At 44.3% G+C, this 569-nt stretch carries 1 pseudogene; it reads left to right on the plus strand.

The features are described from left to right. A pseudogene (gene vmeC / locus R8O11_RS30025) lies at positions 1-569 on the plus strand (multidrug efflux RND transporter periplasmic adaptor subunit VmeC); the annotation flags it as partial.

The raw sequence follows: 569 nt of genomic DNA on the forward strand, positions 1-569 counted from the left end.
TACCAGTGATCGAGGCTATCGGTGTTATCGAGCCAAACCAAGGTGTGACGGTAGCGAACGAAACGAGCGGTGTAATCGACAAGATCGCTTTTGAATCAGGTACTCAAGTTGAAGCTGGCCAACCCCTCGTTTTGCTTGATTCTGAAGTAGAAAAAGCGAACTTGAAGAGTTCACAAGCGAAACTTCCTGCAGCAGAAGCGAAATACAAACGTTACCAAGGTCTGTTTAAGAAAGGTTCTATTTCTAAAGAAGCTTACGATGAAGCTGAAGCAAACTACTACTCGCTTAAAGCAGATATCGAGAGTTTAAAAGCAACCATCGATCGTCGTGAAATCAAAGCGCCATTTGCAGGTGTGGTTGGTATCCGTAACGTTTATCTTGGTCAATACATCCAAGCTGGTAGCGACATTGTTCGCCTAGAAGATAGCAGCGTAATGCGTCTGCGCTTTACCGTGCCTCAAACAGACATCTCGCGTATCAAACTTGACCAAGAAGTGGATATTTTTGTAGATGCCTACCCAGATCAGCCATTCAAAGGCTCAATTTCTGCCATTGAACCTGCAGTAAAT

This window comes from Vibrio sp. 1288, assembly GCF_033344475.1.